Raw genomic sequence first — 17,980 nt, forward strand, 5'->3', positions numbered from 1 at the left:
ATTCCGGCGGTTTTTCACGTGAAACTGCGGGCCTGTCTACTTTCCGATACAGAACCCGGAGAACAGCCGATCGAGCATTTCCTCGACACCGACCTGACCCGCAACCTCGCCCAGGGCCCGCACAGCGAGACGCAGATCTTCCGCGGCGAGTTCGGGTAGGACAGCGCCCTGCACCAAGCGGTCGAGGTGATCGCGACAGCGCGTCAGCCCCTCCCGGTGCCGCTGGCGCGTGATGAGCGCGGCCTCGCCCCCGATCGACACCGAGGCATGGTGTTCGATGGCATCGAGAAGGGTGTCGAGCCCCTCGCCGGTCATCGCCGAGATGACGTGGCCATCGGCGGAGCGCGAACCCTCGGACAGATCAGCCTTCGTCTGGACCCGAAGCACCGGGGGCATCGGAACGGACAGATCGGTCATGTCGGAGGTCGAACCGGCCTCCGCCAGGAGAAGCACGAGATCGGCTTGGGCGATGCGAGCCCTTGTCCGGCGGATGCCCTCGGCTTCGAGGGCGTCGCCGGCCTCGCGCAGGCCCGCCGTATCGATCAAGAGAACCGGCAAGCCGCCGAGATCGCAGCGTACCTCAATGACGTCGCGGGTCGTGCCGGGAACCGGGGAGACGATGGCCGCGTCACGCCGACTGAGGGCATTCAGCAGGGTGGATTTGCCAGCGTTCGGTGGACCGGCGAGGACGACGGTGAAGCCGTCGCGCAGGCGCTCGCCGCGCCCCCCGTCATCGAGGGCGGCGGCGATGGCATCGCGGATCACCCGGGCCTTGGCAAACAGGGCGGCGTCGAGGGCATCGTCGTCGACATCGCCCTCGTCGGAGAAATCGAGGGCGGCTTCGACGCCGGCGAGGAGATCGATGAGGCGGTCGCGCCACGCCGCGACCCGACGACCGAGTGTACCGTCGAGTTGGCGCAGGGCCTGGCGGCGCTGGGCTTCGGTTTCGGCGTCGATGAGGTCGGCGATGCCCTCGGCCTCGGTGAGACCCAGGCGACCGTTGAGGAAGGCGCGCCGGGTGAAGGCTCCCGGCTCGGCCGGAATGCATCCGGGAAGAGCCGCAAGAGCACCCAGCACCGCCGCGCGGACGGCTGGACCGCCATGGAGATGGAGTTCGGCCATGTCTTCGCCCGTGAACGTGCCGGGTCCCGGCATCCACACGACGAGGGCCTGATCCAAGGTCTCCTGCACTTGCGGCGCCTGCAGGGTTCGCAGGACGAGGCGACGGGGAGCGGGGAGGGAGCCCGACAGGCGGATCAGGACCGATGCGGAGGCGGGGCCGCTGATCCGGATCACCGCGACAGCAGCGCGGCCGAAGCCACTCGCCGGCGCGAAGATCGTGGGGGGCTGGTCCATCACCGGGCAGTCACAGCTTAGTGGCTAATTTCATAAGCCGGCAAGAGATATAGTTTCCGGCGGAATTCGTTGTTTTTTAACGATGACTTGCGTGCCGCGTCGGTCTGACACTCGGTCGGAACGAAACGAATTTTTCGGCCCCCTCCCACGCCAAAGGAAAGGAGGGGGCCTTCTCGAAAAGCTCAGGTGTTCATCGAGTCGAAGAAGTCGTTGTTGCTCTTGGTCTGGCGCAGCTTGTCCATGAGGAACTCAATGGCGTCGGTGACGCCCATCGGGTTGAGGATGCGGCGCAGCACGTAGGTCTTCTTGAGCGAGTCCGGCGGAACCAGGAGCTCTTCCTTGCGGGTGCCCGAGCGGGTGATGTCGATGGCCGGGAAGATGCGCTTGTCCGAGACCTTGCGGTCCAGGATGATCTCGGAGTTGCCGGTGCCCTTGAACTCCTCGAAGATCACCTCGTCCATCCGCGAGCCGGTGTCGATGAGGGCGGTCGCGATGATCGAGAGCGAGCCGCCTTCCTCGATGTTGCGGGCGGCACCGAAGAAGCGCTTCGGCCGCTGTAGGGCGTTGGCGTCGACGCCGCCGGTCAGCACCTTGCCAGAGGACGGCACCACGGTGTTGTAGGCCCGGCCGAGGCGGGTGATCGAATCGAGCAGGATGACCACGTCGCGGCCGTGCTCCACGAGGCGCTTGGCCTTCTCGATCACCATCTCGGCCACCTGCACGTGACGAGTGGCCGGCTCATCGAAGGTCGAGGCGATGACCTCGCCCTTCACCGAGCGGATCATGTCGGTCACTTCCTCGGGGCGCTCGTCGATGAGCAGCACGATGAGGTAGCATTCCGGGTGGTTGATGGTGATCGACTGAGCGATGTTCTGCATCAGCACGGTCTTGCCCGTGCGCGGCGGCGCCACGATCAGGGCGCGCTGGCCCTTACCGATGGGGGCGACGATGTCGATGATCCGAGGGCTGAAATCTTTCTTCGGCGGATTGTCCAGTTCGAGCTTGAAGCGCTGCGTCGGGAACAGCGGCGTCAGGTTGTCGAAGTGGACCTTGTGCTTGATCTTCTCCGGGTTCTCGAAGTTGATCGTGTTGACCTTGAGCAGGGCGAAGTAGCGCTCGCCGTCCTTCGGACCCCGGATCGGCCCCTCCACCGTGTCGCCCGTGCGCAGGCCGAATCGGCGGATCTGGGTCGGCGAGATGTAGATGTCGTCGGGACCCGGCAGGTAGTTCGAATCGGACGAGCGCAGGAAGCCGAAGCCGTCCTGCAGCACTTCGACGGTGCCGGCGCCGATGATCTCGACCTCCTTGGCCGCGAGCTGCTTCAAGATGGCGAACATCAGCTCCTGCTTGCGCATCGTCGAGGCGTTCTCGACCTCGACCTCTTCGGCGAAAGCGATCAGGTCGGTCGGCGTCTTCGACTTGAGATCCTGGAGCTTGACCTCGCGCTTGCTATCGAGATCGGCGGCGGCAAGGCCGCCCTCGGCCAGCGAATCCACGGGTTCAAGGGCGTCGTATGAGGCTGTCATGGGAATTCAAAACCTGGGAATTCAAAACCGCGGCAGGACGGACGGAAGGGCGGAATGCATTCTGGGATGGAGTCGCCGGGCGCGGTGAAGGCGCCTTTGGTCGGAGCGTCGAAGGGGGACGGCTCCGCGCATCGTCTTGAGGGAGCCTTGGGGCTCACGGGATGCAGCACGGCATAACGAGGAGGGAGTTCAGCCCTATCGTGATTCTCGATTTTTCTCAAGCCCTCAACCGGGACCGGCACGACCCGCCCCCGGGACGCGCCTATCAGCGGCGGCGCAGGCGAACGTAGAGGGCCCCGGCTCCGCCGTGGTGACGGGCCGCTTCCTCGAAACCGAGCACGATGCTGCGCAGCTCGGGCGCGCGCAGCCAATGCGGCACGCTGCGGCGCAGGACCCCGCGCTCCGAGAAGGCGTCGTTGTAATCCATCCCACCCTTGCCCGTGACGACGAGCACATGGGTGTGGCCGGCTGCCCGTGCCCGCATGAGGAACCCGGTCAGCGCGCCGTGGGCCTGGGCCTGGTACATCCCGTGGAGATCGATCCGGGCATCGACCTGGAGCGCGCCGCGCCGAAAAGCGAGACGGACGCGGCGCTCGAGCCCGGGCGCCAGGGCGGGAGCCGCGGCCGGCGGGGCGACGACGGGAGCGGGGAGGGCCGGAGGCGGATTGGGTTTCAGGGTGACGCGTTTCGCCGGCGGCTTCACGGCCGGCTTCGCAGGCGTCGCGGACGAAGGCTTGTGAGCCGGCTTCGCACCGGCCTTCGGCAGCGGCGTGGCGGGCGGATTGGCGTCCGGCGCTTTCGGCTTGGGCTTGGACTTCGCGCGCAGGGGCGTGATCAGGCGGGCGATCTCACCCCACAGGTAAGCGTCCTCGCCGGAGAGGCCACGGGGTCGGCGGGGGAGTCTCATGGTTGGGTCGGGGCGAGGGCAGGGGCCTTCCGGGGGACCTCGGCGGGGGCCTTCGGGGGGACCTCGGCGGGGGCCTTCGAAGAGACCTCGGGAGAGGCCTTGGCCTCGCCGGAACGGGGCAGCAGCACGACGAAGCCGGCCGTCGCCCGCAGGTTGCCGGCGGCGACACCCGCAGCCTCGCCGGTGCCGAGGTAGAGATCGCCCCGGGCCGGGCCGACGATGGCCGAACCGGTATCGGCCGCGATGGCGAGGCGCGCGGTCCGGGAATCGCCGGCGGCTTCGAGCCAGAACGGCAGGCCGTAGCGCCACAGGGTGGAATCCACCGCGAGGCTGTGTCCGGGGCTCAGCGCGACGCCGGCGGCCCCCGGGGGGCCGAGCGACGGGTCCTCGACGGGCGCCAGCTTGAAGAAGATGTACGATTCGTTGCGGCGCATCAGGCGGCGGGCCGTCTCGGGGTTGTCCCGCAGCCAGCCCGTCCAGCGCGCCAGGGTGAGGCCGTCCAGGGGCAGGTGGCCCTCGGTGACGATGAGTTTGCCGATGGAGGTGTAGGGCCGGCCGTTGCGCCCGTCATAGAGCACCCGCACCGTCCGGCCGTCGGTCAGGCGCACCCGCCCCGACCCCTGGACCTGCAGCACGAACAGGTCGACGGGGTCGAGCCAGAGCAGCGCCTTGGCGACCTCCCCCAGGGCTCCGTCCTCGATGGCGGCGCGGGTGGGATAGGGGGCCAGCCCCGTCTCCGTCCGGCGCGCGGCGCGGAGCGCCGGATCGAGGCCCGTTCGGGTCTCGCCGGGCTCCAGGCTCACGAGGTCGTCGGGCCGGGCGAGGACGGGCGCGGTGAAGCCCGGAGCCGCGACGGACGAGCCCGTGAGTTCCGGCTCGAAATACCCGGTCAGGAATCCCGCCCGGCGCTCGGGAACGCCGTCAACCGCGGGGCGGACGATCCGGTAGGCGTCGAACGCCGTAGCGAAGAAGGCGGCCGCGCCCTCGGGCGGGACGGCGGCGGCGCGGGCGCAGGCCGCCGCGAGATCGCCCGCATTGCCGGCGACCGACGGCGCCATCGGGACGGGGGCCGCCGCGCAGGTCCGGCGGAAGGCTTCGAGGGCACGGACCGGATCGGGACCGGGAAAGCCTGGCAGGTGCGCGAGATCAACCCCCTCCAGCACCGCTCCGCCCAAGACCCCTCCGCCCGAGACCGCTCCGCCCAAGCGCAGCGGCTCGGCCGCGTGGGCGACCGAGCCGGGGAGGGGAGGGCAGAGGGCGAGGGCGGCCAGGGCCGCGCCGAGGGCGAGTGGTCGCACGCGGTCCGGAGGGGTCAGGCGCCGGCTTCGGTGGCGACGAGCTGCCAGTTCGGGTCGCGGGTGCCGAGCGTCCGGGCGAAAGTCCACACGTCGGGCACCTCGACCACGGTCTCGGCGCTGCCGTCGATCACCTGGCCCTGCGCGTTGCGGGTCGCGGTGATGAGGTGGGACAGGAAGTGTACCGTCACCTGGGCGACGCGGTTCTTCACGTCGACGGCGACGATCTCGGCCTTGTCGAGGGAGACGAAGGTGGTCTCGACCACTTCCTTCCGGCCCTCGCGGGCGTCGATCTCGCGCTCGAAGCCTTCGCAGACCTCCCGCGAGAGCAGGCTGCGCAGGGTCTTGCGGTCGCCCTTGGCGAAGGCGATCACGATGGCCTCGTAGGCCGACTTGGCACCCTCGACGAAGCCGCGCGGATCGAAACCGGGCTCCACCTGCACCACCGCTTCGAGGCCGTTGGCGATGGCCGAGCCCGGCTCGGCGATGCCGCGCCAGTCGCGGACCTCCGCCTTGGGGGCCGCTTGGCTCCGGTCGGCCTGCGCACGGTCGGCGCCGGGCAGGCGCACCACGTTGTCGCCCTCCGTCCGGTTGGCCGGGGGCTCCGTGCGGCTGCGGTCCACGGGCTTGAACGGCGAGCGTTCCGCTCCGGTCTTCTGGCCGAGCACCGAGCGCAGCCGCCAGATCACGAACACCGCCAGGGCGAGGAAGATCAAGGTCGTCAAGTCGAAGGAGTCCTGCATCACCGATCCTGATCGTGGCCGTCGCACGACAGCTGAAGTTCGAGGGGCTCCGGAAACCCCGCATCCCGCGCGTTGCGAGTCCGTTACCAAACTCCCGCACCAAACTCCCGTCGCACCGTCGCGCCCGGAGCCCGATCCAACCATGGATCCGGCCATGGGCGGGAGTTTTGCCAGCACTCTTAGCCGAGGCCCGCGCCGGGAGCGAGCCGGGTCGTTCAACCCGACCCGTCGAGTGCGCCCGCCGCAACGCCGTGGTGCGTTCTCGGCCTGCCGCGTTGTCCGGGATATGGTGCGTGCCCGGCCCGGTTCCAGCCGCCGCCAGCCGGCGCCTTGTTCGCACCGGATGGGCATGATAGCGCGCTCTCGCACCGGATGGGTGGTCGCAACCGTCGCAAGCACACAAGAACTGGCTCGGTCGCCGGCCCGCATGTGCTCCCAAGGATCGCGCCCCCAGGGCTCTTGAGAAGGACGACAACGCCATGGCCGACACATCGGCACCGAACGGGAACGGTGGCGCCACGGCGCAGGCCGAGGACCAGCTGCCCGCCATCAACGCCCTGGGGCAATACGCCAAGGATCTCTCCTTCGAGAATCCGAACGCCCCACGCTCGCTTCAGCCCCAGGAATCCGCGCCGCAGATCAACATCCAGGTCAACGTCAACGCCAAGCAGCTCGCCGAAGAGGATTTCGAGGTCGAGCTGACCCTGGAGGGCGACGCCAAGACCGGCACCGAGGTGCTGTTCGCGTTCGAGCTGACCTATGCCGGCATCTTCCGCATGCGCAACATCCCGCAGGACCAGCTGCATCCGGCCGTGATGATCGAGTGCCCGCGCCTGCTGTTCCCGTTCGCGCGCCAGATCGTCGCCGAGGCCGTGCGCAATGGCGGCTTCCCGCCGCTCTACATCGACCCCATCGATTTCGTTGGCCTCTACCGCCAGAAGGCGATGGAAGCGCAAGGCGCCGAGACCGGCCCGCTCTCATCCTGAGCCCGAGCGGTTCCCCGACGTCACTTCGTCGAGCGAACGCTTTTTGCCCCGGCCTCACGGCCGGGGCTTTTCTTTGCCGTATCGTCCCCGTCGCAGACCGTGGTCCTGTGCCGGAATGAAGCTGGAACAGCACGACGCCCGGCCGGTTACCCGCCTTTCGCGCAGGAGGGGCCTATGACGGACCAGGAGAACCGGACACTGACCGTCTCCGAGCCCGGGGCCGTGCCGTGGCTCAGTGTGGTGTTCGGCTACGGACCGATGCTGCCCTTCGCAGCGGGCGCGGCGGCCGCGTGGTGGCTCGGCGGGGTCTGGGGCGAGCTGGCTCTGTCCCTCACCACCCTGTGGGGCTGCGCGATCCTGCTGTTCCTCTCCGGCGTCCGGCGCGGTCTCAGCTTCCGCACGGAGGGCGGTCCGACCTGGGTCCAGATCGCCACGATGCTGGCCCTGTTCCTCCTCGGCTTCTGCGCCCTCGTGCTCACGACCGGCGGCGCGACCGGCCCCGCGCTCATTCTGCTCATCGTCGGATTCGCCGGGATCGCCGTGCTCGATCCCATCGCGGCGCGCCGGGGCGAAGCGCCCCTGTTCTTCGCGCGCCTGCGTCCGCTCCAGATCCCTATCGCGATTCTGAGCCTTTGCGCGCTCCTCGCCCTGAAGCTGTAGACCGGCGCCGCACTCGGTCCGGGTGCCGGCAGCGCTCGTGATGCCGGCCGCGCTCGTGATGCCGGCCGCGCTTGCCGCTCCGGCCCCCCCGCGATAGAGCCCGCGCAACCCCCAAAAACCCTCCGCAGAGCGAAACCACCATGGCCAAGGCCGATTCCCACCAGGCCGACACCCTGAAGCCGCGCCTGCCGCGCGGGTTCGTCGACCGCCGCGCGGACGAGATCGCCGCCCAGCACCGGATGCTGGAGACGATCCGCCAGAGCTTCGAACTCTACGGCTTCGAGGCCCTCGAGACCCCGTTCGTCGAATACACCGAGGCGCTCGGCAAGTTCCTGCCCGACCTCGACCGGCCGAACGAGGGCGTGTTCTCGTTCCAGGACGACGACGAATCCTGGCTGTCGCTGCGCTACGACCTCACGGCGCCGCTGGCCCGCCACGTCGCCGAGCATTTCGATTCCATCCCCAAGCCCTACCGCAGCTTCCGCGCCGGCTACGTCTTCCGCAATGAGAAGCCCGGCCCGGGGCGCTTCCGCCAGTTCATGCAGTTCGACGCTGACATCGTCGGGGCCGGCACCGTCGCGGCGGATGCCGAGATCTGCATGCTCATGGCCGACACCCTGGAGAAGCTCGGACTCACCGGCCAGTTCGTCGTCAAGGTGAACAACCGCAAGGTGCTCGACGGCGTCATGGAGGCCATCGGCCTCGCGGGCGCCGACAAGGCGGGCCAGCGCCTCACCGTGCTGCGCGCCATCGACAAGCTCGACCGCCTCGGGCCCGACGGCGTGCGCGACCTTCTCGGTGCCGGCCGCAAGGACGAGAGCGGCGACTTCACCAAGGGCGCCGGCCTCGATGCGGCGGCGGTGGAGCGCATCCTCGCCTACGTCTCGTTCCAGTCCGCCCCCGTGGAGGGCGCCGACCGCATGGCGTTCTGGGAACAGTTCTTCGGCACCTGGACCGAGGTGGTGGGCGATTCGGTGACCGGCCGCGAGGGGATCGCCGAACTCCACGCGATGATGCGCCTGTGCGCGGCGGCCGGCTACGGCTTCGACCGGATCCGCGCCGACCCCAGCGTGGTGCGCGGCCTCGAATACTACACCGGCCCGGTCTACGAGGCGGAGCTGACCTTCCCGGTCGTGAACGAGGACGGCCAGACCGTGCGCTTCGGCTCGGTGGCGGGCGGCGGGCGCTACGACGGTCTCGTCGGGCGGTTCCGCTCGGAGCCGGTGCCGGCCACCGGCTTCTCCATCGGCGTCTCGCGCCTGTTCTCGGCGCTCCAGCTCACCGGGAGCCCGCTCCTGGAGGGCACAAGCAAGCCCGGCCCCGTGGTCGTTCTGGTGCTGGACCGCGAAAACATCGCCGATTACCAGCGCCTCGTCGCGGCCTTGCGCGGCGAAGGCATCCGGGCCGAGCTCTACCTCGGTGGCTCCGGCATGAAGGCGCAGATGAAGTATGCCGACCGGCGGGGTTCCCCCTGCGCCATCATCCAGGGCTCGAACGAGCGCGAGGCCGGCGAGGTTCAGATCAAGGACCTCATCGAGGGCGCCAAGGCCGCCGAGGGCATCAGCAGCAACGCCGAGTGGAAGGCCGCCCGGCCGGCGCAGTTCTCGGTGCCGGAGGCCGAGATGGTCGCGCGGGTGCGCGAAGTCCTGGCGCGGCACTACTAGGGCACCGCCTCGGTGAACGATGCCAAGCGAAAGGGCGGGGGGACGCATCCCCCCGCCCTTCCGCGTTTCGTCGTCACTCCGTGTGGATTCGGGTTTTAGCTGCCGGGCTTCCACACGGCGTCCGAGACCACCAGGGGCTTCGGCAGCAGGCCGAGGCGGTGGAAGGTGTCGGCCACGGCCTGCTGGTCGGCCACGGTGCCGGCGTCGAGGGGCGTGACCCCGTAGGTGAGGCGCTTGAGGGCGACGGTGAGGATCGGGGCCGGGATGCCCACGGACGGCGCGAGTTCGGCCGCGACCGCATCGGTGTTGTCCTTGGCCCAGGCGTCGATGGTCCCGATGGCCGCCAGGGTGGTGTCGAGGACGGCGCGGTTGACGGCGGCGTCGGCGAAGGGGCGGCGCGAGAGGTAGAACTGCCGGTTCGGCACGAGGCCCTCACCGGTGACGAGGGTGCGTGCGCCCGTCGCCCGCTCGCCGGAGGCGAGGTAGGGGTCCCAGATCGCCCAGGCGTCGACGGAGCCGCGGGCGAAGGCCGCCGCCGCGTCGGCGGGTCCGAGGAAGGCGAGCTTCACCGCATCGTAGGGGATGCCCGCCGCTTCGAGGGCACGCACGAGGAAGTAGTGGACGTTGGAGCCCTTGTTGAGGGCGATGGTCCGGCCGCGCAGGTCGGCCACGGTGCGGATCGGGCTGTCGGCGGCGACGAGGATCGCTTCGCCCCGCGGCGCGGCCGGCTCGTGAGCGACGTAGACGAGATCGCGGCTCGCGGCCTGGGCGAAGATCGGCGGCGCCTCGCCGGCCGAGCCTAAATCGATGGCTCCGGCATTGAGCGCTTCCATCAGGGGCGGGCCCGACGGGAATTCCGACCACGTCACGCGGTAGCCGAGCGGCTTCAGACGCTCCTCCAGCAGGCCCTTGCCCTTGAGGAGCACGAGGGTGCCGTACTTCTGGTAGCCGATCCGGATCACCTTCTCGTCGGCCCGGGCCTGGAGGGTGAACAGCATCAGGAACGAGAGGGCGGCGGCGAACCACGCCCAGGCGCCGACGGATGGGACTCTCGGGGCGACGAGGGCATGGGTGGTGGCGCGTGGCATGGACGTTCTTCCGACAGGGGGAGGGGACGGGATTCGGTGGACACCGGAAGCGCGCTCCTCCCCCTCGCGGGGAGGAGTCGGCGGTGGGGGTGGCCGGGCGCTCCTCATCGAGCCAGGACTTCACTGTGCGGAGGCCGGCGGAACCACCCCCACCCTCGATCCCTCCCCGCAAGGGGAAGGGAGGTGCGTCCTCAGTGCGCCGACACCCGGCGGGGCACGATGTCGTTGGCCATCACCTCGCCGAAGGGCCCGTCGTTGCGGGCGTTGCTCGGGGCGACGCCGGTGGTGGCGCGCAAGGGGAGCTTCGGGAACACGAGTTCGGCGAAGCGGTAGGCTTCCTCGAGGTGCGGGTAGCCCGACAGGATGAAGCGATCGATGCCCAGATCGATATACTCCTTCATCCGGTCGGCGACCTGATCCGCGGAGCCGACGAGGGCGGTGCCGGCGCCGCCGCGCACGAGGCCGACGCCGGCCCAGAGGTTGGGCGAGACCTCGAGCTTGGTGCGGTCGCCGCCGTGGAGCGCCATCATCCGGCTCTGGCCGACGGAATCCTGGCGCTTCAGGGTGGCCTGCGCCTTGGCGATGGTCTCGTCGTCGAGGCGCGAGATCAGGTTCTCGGCGGCCGCCCAGGCCTCGCCCTCGGTCTCGCGGACGATGACGTGCAGGCGGATGCCGTACGAGAATGTTTTGCCTTTCCGGTCGGCGGCCTCCCTGGCCTTGGCGATCTTCTCGGCCACGCCGGCCGGGGGCTCGCCCCAGGTCAGGTAGACTTCGCAATGCTCGGCCGCGACCTCGATGCCGGCGGGGGAGGAGCCGCCGAAATACAGCGGCGGGTAGGGCTTCTGCACGGGCGGGAAGATCACCCGGCCCTCCTCGACCTTGAGGTGCTTGCCTTCGTAGCTGACGGTCTCGCCGGACATCAGCCCGCGCCAGATGTGCAGGAACTCGTCGGTGACGACGTAGCGCTCGTCGTGATCGAGGAACACGCCGTCGCCGCGCAGCTCCACCGGATCGCCGCCCGTGACCACGTTGATGAGGAGGCGGCCGTCGGAGATCCGGTCGAGGGTGGCGGCCATGCGGGCGGCGACGGCCGGTTCCTGCAGGCCGGGGCGCACGGCGACGAGAAAGCGCAGGCGCTGAGTCAGGGGGACGAGGGCGGAGGCCACCACCCAGGAATCCTCGCACGAGCGGCCCGTGGGTAGGAGCACGCCATAATAGCCGAGCTCGTCCGCCGCCTGCGCGATCTGGCGGAGATACGGCAGCGTGACGGCGCGCGCGCCCTCCTGGGCACCGAGGTAGCGGCCGTCGCCGTGGGTGGGCAGGAACCAGAGGACGTCGGTCTGACCGGTCATGGGAAACTCTTTCGGATGAGGGGCGAAAGCGCGGCCGAAGCCGGCGCTTGGTTCTGCAGGATGCCCGGCTCAGGCCGGCGCGTGGTTCTGAAGCAGATGGTCGAGGATGCGGCCTTCGAGGGCCGCGAGGTCCGGGTCGCCGCGCCGGCGCGGGCGGGGCACGTCGACCTTCACGTCGAGGGCGATGTGCCCGTTCTCGACGACGAGGATGCGGTCGGCCATGGCCACGGCCTCGGCGACGTCGTGGGTGACGAGGAGGGCGGTGAAGCCCTGCGCCCGCCAGATCGCCTCGATCATCGCCTGCATGTCGATGCGGGTGAGGGCGTCGAGGGCCCCGAGGGGTTCGTCGAGGGCGAGCAGGCCGGGGCGGGAGACGAGGGCGCGGGCGAGCGCCACGCGCTGACGCTGGCCGCCGGACAGGGTGGCGGGCCAGTTGGCCGACTTGTCGGTGAGGCCGACCTCGGCCAGCGCGCTCGCGGCCCGCGCCCGGCGCTCGGCCCGGGTGCCGGTTTCGCCCAAGCCCACCGCGACGTTGTCCACCACCTTGGCCCAGGGCAGGAGGCGCGGCTCCTGGAACATGATGCGCTTCGGGGGCGCCCGCACGGCGTCGGATTCGAGGACGACGCGGCCGGCGCTCGGCTGCTCCAGGCCGAGGATGAGGCGCAGCAAGGTGCTCTTGCCGCAGCCCGAACGGCCGACGACGGCCACGAACTGCCCGGCCGGGATATGGAGGTCGAGGCCGGCGATGACCGTATGCCCGTCGAAGGATTTCGACAGGTCGCGGACGGTGACGGCGAGGCCGCCGGTGGCCTCGGGCGGCCGGGCGCGGGGGGCGGTACCCTTCGCCGGCCGATCGGCGGGCTTCTGAACGGGGACGGTTTCGGGCGCGGCGTCGTGGACGCGCAGGGCGGTGGCGGTCATGGCCGGGTCCGTTGGAGTTCTTCGAGGGCTTGGAGCGAGGCGGCGCCTCAGACGGTCCGGTAGGCGGGATTCCAGGCGAGACAGGTGCGCTCGAGCCAGCGGGTGAGCACGTCGGCGAGCTTGCCAAGGCCGGCATAGATCACGATGGCCAGCACCACGACATCGACGAGCATGAACTCGCGCGCCTGCATGGCCATGTAGCCGAGCCCCGAGGAGGCCGAGATCGTCTCTGCGACGATGAGGGTCAGCCACATGATGCCGAGCGCATAGCGCAGGCCGACGAAGATCGACGGCAGGGCGCCGGGCAGGACCACGCGGGTGAACAGGCTCCACGACGACAGGCCGTAGACCCGGCCCATCTCCACGAGCTGCGGATCGACGGAGCGGATGCCGTGCAGCGTGTTGGCGTAGACGGGGAAGAACACGCCGAGCGCCACGAGGAAGAGCTTGGCCTCCTCGCCGATGCCGAACCACAGGATCACCAGGGGAATGAGGGACAGGTGGGGCACGTTGCGCACCATCTGCACGGTGGTGTCCGTGAGCCGGTCGGAGGCGCGCGACAGGCCGTTGGCGAGGCCGAGCGCGAAGCCGATGCCGCCGCCGACGGCGAAGCCCGCGAGCGCCCGCAGGGTGCTGACCCAGAGGTTGGCCCAGAGTTCGCCCGTGCGGCCGAGCTGCCAGCCCGCCGCGATCACATCCAGGGGCGCCGGCATGAACCGGGTCGAGACGAGGCCGGCCGAACTCGCCGCCTGCCAGCCGAGCACGATGCCGAGGGGCAGGAGCCAGGGGACGAGGCGCTGGGCGGCGCCGTCGCGCAGACGCGTGGAGAGCCGCGGCGCGGAAAGGGAGGGACTTGCCATGGGATGTCAGCCGTTGGGAGGGACCGCCCATACGGCGTCGCGGACGCGGATGGGCTTCTCGGGGTCAGGCCTGCGCCGATGCGGGGCGGGGCCGTCTTCGGATCACCGGGCGGCGCCGGCCACGGCACGGACGCCGCCACGCGCGGCCGAGGCGTGGATGAGCTGACTCGCGAGCTGGCCCGCCGCATCGGAGACCCGCGCGCGCACGCCGGGATCCGTCAGGGCCCCATCGGTGAAGTCGGCATCGGACGCGTAGACGGCGGTCGGCAGGGCGAGCGCCCCGAAGAATCCGAACAGGGGCCGGAAGGCGTGCTCGACCACGAGGGCATGGCGGGCGCCTCCGCCCGTGGCGACGATGGCCACGGGCTTGCCCGTGAGCGCCGTCGGATCGACGAGGTCGAACAGGTGCTTGAACAGGCCCGTATAGGCGCCCTTGTAGACGGGCGACCCGACGATGAGGGCGTCGGCGCCCTCGATGGCCTCGACGATGCGGCGCGCCGGGAGGGACAGGTCCTGGCGCGACCAGGCCGCGCCGAGGGCGGTGCCGGCATCGACCATGTCGAACAGCTGGATCTCGGCCTGGATCTGCGTCTCGGTCTGGGCGGCGACAGCCTCGACGAGGCTGCGCGTCTTCGAGGGGCGCTGCAGGTTCGCGCTGAAACCGACGATGCGGGGGCGGGTCATGAATGTTCCGATCGAACAGCTTTTCGGAGGACAGACAGCGTCGCTCGAAGCAACTCTGTATTCACGAAAAGATGTCCCACGGTCACCCGTCGGTCAATGAAACGTTCCCTCAAAGATACCCCAGAGCGAAGACGAACACTCTTCGATCCCGGACGAGAAGAGAATATTGTTTTGTCCGCGGCCGAGGGGCTCCGAAACCGAGAGGGCACTGCACCATCGGTGCGGACGGTTCAGCTGTCGGGTGCGTTGGCATCGAGCCAAGCGACGGCCCCCGTCAGGTCGAAGCCGTGGCGGGTGCCGAAGGCGAGCACCGCGTCGCGACGCATGCGCCCGTCGAGGACCGCGGCGAGGGCGTAGAGGGTCAAGGAACGCGTGCCGGAGCGGCAATGGGCGACGACGGGACCGGGGGCAGCTCGCAGGCTCGCGCGAAACGCATCGATCTCGGGCCGCCCCAGGGTGGCCCCCGTCACCGGCAGGTGGTGATAGGCGAGGCCCGCTTCCTGCGCGGCGGCGGCCTCGGCCTCAGTGCCGGGCTGGCCGGGCTCCTCGCCGTCCGGCCGGTTGTTGATCAGGGTGGTGACGCCCGCGCGTCCGAGCGCAGCGATCTCGTCGAGGGCCGGCTGACCCGCGACCGAGACGGTGTCGTCGATTCGGGTGAGGCGCATGGGTCAGGCCGTTCCGTCTTCGCCGAGATAGTCGCGCCAGACGGAGGCCGGGCCGAGGGTGGCGAGGAAGGCGGCGTGGCGGGCGCTCTCGTCCGGGGTGAGTCGGTGGCGCAGGCGGCGCGGGCCGATGGGGGCACCGTCCTCGGCCAGCGCCGGCCCGGTCTCGGCCGGAATTTCGGCGACGGCGAGCCCGAGGCTGGTCTGCTTGCCGCCGAGCAGCTCGACATAGACCTCCGCCAGGATCTGCGAATCGAGCAACGCCCCGTGCTTCGTTCGCCGGGTGGTGTCGATGCCGTAGCGCACGCACAGGGCGTCGAGGGTGTTGGAGGCGCCCGTGTGCTTGCGCCGCGCGAGTTGCAGAGTGTCGATAACGGCGGCGAGATCGATGGGCGGTGGGGCCGCGGCGCCGAGGCGGGCGTATTCCATGTTGAGGAAGCCGACGTCGAAGGGCGCGTTGTGGATCACCAGGGGGGAGTCGCCGCAGAAGTCGCGGAACTCGTCGACGATGTCGGCGAAGAGCGGCTTGTCGGCCAGCATCGCATCCGAGATGCCGTGCACCCCGAAGGCGCCCTGGGAAACCGGCCGGGTGGGATTCACGAGTTTGTGGAAGACCTTGCCGGTCTGCACGTGGTTGATGAGCTCGACGCAGCCGATCTCGATAAGGCGGTCGCCGTTCTTGGCGTCGGTGCCGGTGGTCTCGGTGTCGAGGACGATCTCACGCAGCATCGCTTGGGGTCCATGGGGCCGGGGGTCGCGACGACCATGCGCCGGAGACCGGGCCGGTTCAAGGCGGCGATGGCATCCCGCGCAGACGGTCCAGGATCGCATCGACCTCGGCCTCGGCATGGGCGAAGCCGAGGCCGGTATCGAGGACGAAATCCGCCCGGGCGCGCTTCTCTGCGTCGGGCAGCTGCTTGGCGAGGATCGACGCGAAGGTCGCCGCGTCCATGCCGGGCCGGGCCAGCACCCGTTCGCGCTGAACCTCGGCCGGCGCCGTGACGACGAGGACCGCGTCGCAGCGCGCGTCCCCGCCCGTCTCGAACAGGAGCGGGATGTCGAGGACGACGACGGGGGCCTGCGCGTGGGCGGCGAGAAAATCGGCACCGGCCCGGCGCGCCAGGGGATGGACCAGCCGCTCCAGGGCGGCGAGGCGCTCCGGGTGGCCGAGCACTTCGCCGCGCAGCCGCTCGCGATCGACGGACCCGTCCGGAGCCAGAACACCGGGAAATTCCTCCGCGATGGCGTGGGCCGCCGCGCCGCCGGGTGCGTAGAGGGCATGGACCGCCGCATCCGCATCGTGGACGGGAACCCCGCGTGCGGAAAACATCGCGGCGGTGGCGGATTTCCCCATGCCGATGGAGCCGGTGAGGCCGAGGACGAGGGGGCGGCTCACGAACCGGCCTTCGATCCGGCTTTTGGGCCGACGATATCGGCGACGAGGCGCTCGCGCAGGGCCGCCGTCACGGCCGGATGCACGCCGAACCAGCGTGCGAAACCCGGCACCGCCTGATGCAGCAGCATCCCGAGTCCGTCGACGGCGGCCAGGCCCCGGGCACGGGCGGCGGCGAGCAACGGCGTCTCCAGGGGCACGTAGACGATGTCGGCGACGCATGCCGTGGCGGGCAGGGGCGTCAGGTCGAGATCGAGGGCGCCATGGCCCGCCATGCCGAGGGAGGTGGTGTTGACGAGAAGCCCGGTTCCGGGGAGCGCGGCGGGCAGGTCGGCCCAGTCGCAGGCGGCGACCCGTTCTGGATCGAGGGCGACGAGAGCCTCCGCCCGGGCGCGGGTGCGGTTGGCTACCCGGATTCGGCTCAGGCCGCGCTCCAGCAGGCCGACCACGATGGCGCGGGCCGCGCCCCCGGCCCCGAGCACAAGGGCGGCGCCGCCCGTGCGCTCCACCCAATCGGCGCCGAGACTCCGGTCGAGATGGGCGATGAAGCCCGGCGCGTCGGTGTTGTCCCCCCACAGGCGTCCGTGCGTGTCGAAGAACACGGTGTTGACCGCGCCGATCTTCTCCGCGCGCGGCGTCAGTTCGTCTACGAGGCGAGAGGCCGCCTCCTTGTGCGGGATCGTGACGTTGCCGCCCGCGAATCCGTGTTCGCGAAGGGTCAGCAGGAAATCCGGGAACGCGTCCGGGGCCACGTCGACGCGCGCGTAGGTCCCCGCGATCCCGTGCTCGGCGAGCCAGTGACCGTGGATCAGGGGCGAGCGCGAATGGGCGATGGGATGCCCGACAACGAAGGCCTTCGTCACACCACGTCCTCCGAAGCCAGGATACAGGCGGGGCCGTCCGCCCCTTCGATCTGCACCGTCGCGTGCCCGATGCCGAAGGTCTTGCGCAAGTCCTCGGCGAGGCCGAGCAGGAAGGCGTTGCCCGGGTGGCCTCCCGGCATGACGAGGTGGACGGTCAGCGCAATTTCGGTGGTGCTCATCGGCCAGATGTGGAGATCGTGGAGCGCCGACACCCCCGGCCGGGCACCGAGGAAGCCGCGCACTGCCTCCGGGTCGATCCCCGGCGGCACCGCCGAGAGGGCCATGATCACGCTGTCGCGCAGGAGGCCCCAGGTCATCCAGACGATGAGGCCGGCGATGGCGAGACTGACCGCGGGGTCGATCCACGCGGCTCCCGTGAGCACGATGGCGAGGCCGGCCAGCACCACCCCGAGGGACACGGCGGCATCCGCCACCATGTGCAGGTAGGCGCCGCGGATGTTGATGTCGCTGCCCTTGCCGGAGGCGAACAGCCAGGCGGTGATGCCGTTGATGACGATACCGATGCCGGCCACCACCATCACGGTGACGCCCGCCACGGGCTCGGGGGCCAGGAGCCGGAGGATCGCCTCCCAGATGATGGCGCCCGTGGCGACCAGCAGGAACACGGCGTTGAACAGGGCGGCGAGGATCGAGGAGGAGCGAAGCCCGTAGGTGAAGCGCGGGCTCGGAGCGCGCTTCACCAGCACCGAGGCGATCCAGGCGACGACGAGGCCGAGCACGTCGGAGAGGTTGTGGCCCGCATCGGCCACGAGGGCCATGGATTGCGAGGCGAAGCCGTAGCCGGCTTCGACGATCACGAACCCGGTGTTGAGAACGATGCCGATGGCGAAGGCCCGGCCGAACGAGGCCGGGGCGTGGACGTGTCCACCCCCATGGCCACCGCCGTGATGACTCCCGCCGTGGCTGTGCCGATGCCCGTGATCGTGGCCCGCATGATCATGACCGGCGTGATCGTGGGGGTGGTCGTGTCCGGCCATGGGGGTCTCCGTGGCGCTGCCC

18 protein-coding genes are annotated in these 17,980 nt (G+C 70.2%); 3 read left to right on the forward strand and 15 right to left on the reverse strand.

Annotation, left to right across the window (positions count from 1 at the left end; all coding sequences use genetic code 11):
- Positions 1–36: 36 nt before the first annotated feature.
- From mnmE to ASF22_RS17685, 5 genes are all read right to left on the reverse strand, one after another.
- Positions 37–1,356, reverse strand: coding sequence for a tRNA uridine-5-carboxymethylaminomethyl(34) synthesis GTPase MnmE (gene mnmE, locus ASF22_RS17665; RefSeq protein WP_056266738.1), 1,320 nt, complete (start codon positions 1,354–1,356; stop codon positions 37–39).
- A gap of 182 nt (positions 1,357–1,538) precedes the next feature.
- On the reverse strand, positions 1,539–2,882 hold the full coding sequence (gene rho / locus ASF22_RS17670; protein ID WP_056172508.1) for a transcription termination factor Rho: 1,344 nt from the start codon (positions 2,880–2,882) through the stop codon (positions 1,539–1,541).
- 265 nt (positions 2,883–3,147) lie between these two features.
- A complete protein-coding gene (locus ASF22_RS17675; RefSeq protein ID WP_056266740.1) occupies positions 3,148–3,789 on the reverse strand; it encodes a Smr/MutS family protein in 642 nt (213 codons plus the stop codon).
- The gene (locus ASF22_RS17680) at positions 3,786–4,964 is read right to left on the reverse strand and encodes an MltA domain-containing protein (protein ID WP_244474339.1); all 1,179 of its coding nucleotides are present in this window, start codon (positions 4,962–4,964) and stop codon (positions 3,786–3,788) included. Before ASF22_RS17680 ends, ASF22_RS17675 begins: the two co-directional genes overlap by 4 nt.
- Positions 4,965–5,101: 137 nt before the next feature.
- Entirely contained in the window at positions 5,102–5,827 is a 726-nt protein-coding gene (locus ASF22_RS17685; RefSeq protein WP_056172518.1) for a Tim44/TimA family putative adaptor protein, read from the reverse strand.
- A 479-nt stretch (positions 5,828–6,306) separates the two neighbouring features.
- Here ASF22_RS17685 and secB point away from each other — a divergent pair, with 479 nt between their 5' ends.
- The 3 genes from secB to hisS all read left to right on the forward strand — a co-directional run bounded on the left by secB (position 6,307) and on the right by hisS (position 9,137).
- Positions 6,307–6,813 carry a protein-export chaperone SecB gene (secB, locus tag ASF22_RS17690; RefSeq protein WP_056172521.1) on the forward strand — a complete coding sequence of 169 codons (507 nt, stop codon included), beginning with the start codon at positions 6,307–6,309 and terminating at the stop codon, positions 6,811–6,813.
- A gap of 174 nt (positions 6,814–6,987) precedes the next feature.
- A complete protein-coding gene (locus ASF22_RS17695) occupies positions 6,988–7,473 on the forward strand; it encodes a DUF3429 domain-containing protein (RefSeq protein ID WP_056172524.1) in 486 nt (161 codons plus the stop codon).
- Positions 7,474–7,613: 140 nt separating this feature from the next.
- Complete coding sequence (gene hisS / locus ASF22_RS17700; RefSeq protein WP_056172527.1) at positions 7,614–9,137, forward strand: histidine--tRNA ligase; 1,524 nt, start codon at positions 7,614–7,616, stop codon at positions 9,135–9,137.
- Between the two features lie 95 nt (positions 9,138–9,232).
- On the opposite strand, the gene ASF22_RS17705 is transcribed toward hisS, so the two are convergent.
- From ASF22_RS17705 to ASF22_RS17750, 10 genes are all read right to left on the reverse strand, one after another.
- Positions 9,233–10,135, reverse strand: a complete 903-nt coding sequence (locus ASF22_RS17705) for a sulfonate ABC transporter substrate-binding protein (protein ID WP_244473091.1) — start codon at positions 10,133–10,135, stop codon at positions 9,233–9,235.
- A 281-nt stretch (positions 10,136–10,416) separates the two neighbouring features.
- Positions 10,417–11,577, reverse strand: a complete 1,161-nt coding sequence (gene ssuD, locus ASF22_RS17710) for an FMNH2-dependent alkanesulfonate monooxygenase (RefSeq protein ID WP_056266749.1) — start codon at positions 11,575–11,577, stop codon at positions 10,417–10,419.
- Between the two features lie 69 nt (positions 11,578–11,646).
- A complete protein-coding gene (locus tag ASF22_RS17715) occupies positions 11,647–12,498 on the reverse strand; it encodes an ATP-binding cassette domain-containing protein (protein WP_056266750.1) in 852 nt (283 codons plus the stop codon).
- A 47-nt stretch (positions 12,499–12,545) separates the two neighbouring features.
- Positions 12,546–13,358, reverse strand: a complete 813-nt coding sequence (ssuC, locus tag ASF22_RS17720; RefSeq protein WP_056172542.1) for an aliphatic sulfonate ABC transporter permease SsuC — start codon at positions 13,356–13,358, stop codon at positions 12,546–12,548.
- A gap of 102 nt (positions 13,359–13,460) precedes the next feature.
- A complete protein-coding gene (gene msuE, locus ASF22_RS17725) occupies positions 13,461–14,042 on the reverse strand; it encodes an FMN reductase (protein ID WP_056172546.1) in 582 nt (193 codons plus the stop codon).
- Between the two features lie 230 nt (positions 14,043–14,272).
- On the reverse strand, positions 14,273–14,707 hold the full coding sequence (locus tag ASF22_RS17730; RefSeq protein WP_056266753.1) for a TIGR01244 family sulfur transferase: 435 nt from the start codon (positions 14,705–14,707) through the stop codon (positions 14,273–14,275).
- Between the two features lie 3 nt (positions 14,708–14,710).
- A complete protein-coding gene (gene dnaQ, locus ASF22_RS17735) occupies positions 14,711–15,433 on the reverse strand; it encodes a DNA polymerase III subunit epsilon (protein WP_056172552.1) in 723 nt (240 codons plus the stop codon).
- A gap of 58 nt (positions 15,434–15,491) precedes the next feature.
- Positions 15,492–16,100: a dephospho-CoA kinase gene (gene coaE, locus ASF22_RS17740; protein ID WP_056266756.1), complete on the reverse strand. Its 609-nt coding sequence runs from the start codon at positions 16,098–16,100 to the stop codon at positions 15,492–15,494.
- On the reverse strand, positions 16,097–16,960 hold the full coding sequence (locus ASF22_RS17745; protein WP_056266759.1) for a shikimate dehydrogenase: 864 nt from the start codon (positions 16,958–16,960) through the stop codon (positions 16,097–16,099). Before ASF22_RS17745 ends, coaE begins: the two co-directional genes overlap by 4 nt.
- A complete protein-coding gene (locus ASF22_RS17750; protein ID WP_056266761.1) occupies positions 16,957–17,958 on the reverse strand; it encodes a cation diffusion facilitator family transporter in 1,002 nt (333 codons plus the stop codon). The genes ASF22_RS17745 and ASF22_RS17750 overlap by 4 nt, the downstream gene beginning before the upstream one ends.
- Between the last annotated feature and the right edge of the window lie 22 nt (positions 17,959–17,980).

This window comes from Methylobacterium sp. Leaf87 (assembly GCF_001422775.1).
In the GTDB taxonomy this organism is placed as follows: domain Bacteria; phylum Pseudomonadota; class Alphaproteobacteria; order Rhizobiales; family Beijerinckiaceae; genus Methylobacterium.